Here is a 417-nt window from a genome sequence, read left to right on the forward strand (position 1 = left end):
CGGCATGGTGGGCGAGGTTCGCCAGGACGTCGAGGAGCAGGCGCGGCTCACGCGCCGACGGCAAGCGGTTCAGGGTCCACCAGGCACCGTTCCCCAGCCACAGGATCCACAGGAGGACGGGGAGCCACCAGGTCCCGCCCAGACCGCCCATCAGCGTCGCCGGCAGCAGAACCACACCGAGTACGGTCCACAGGGCCGGGCCCACGCGGTCGGGGGCCGGGCGCCCGCCCTCCGCGACCCGTACGGCGTTCCGGGCCCCCCTGCGCGCGTCCAGGGACCAGACCCGCGCGCAGCGGGTCAGCACCAGGTAGATCGCCATCAGATGGATGCCGATGTCGCCGCCGTCGCCGATGAAAATGCTGCGTTTCTGCAGGGACAGGACACCCGCCATGAACACCACGGACGTGGCACGCGTGC

General features: G+C 71.7%; 1 pseudogene. It reads right to left on the reverse strand.

Annotated features, from left to right (window positions below):
• A pseudogene (locus G3I17_RS39415) lies at positions 1-417 on the reverse strand (HTTM domain-containing protein); the annotation flags it as partial.

The organism is Streptomyces sp. SID13031 (assembly GCF_010548305.1).
Taxonomy (GTDB): Bacteria; Actinomycetota; Actinomycetes; order Propionibacteriales; family Kribbellaceae; genus Kribbella.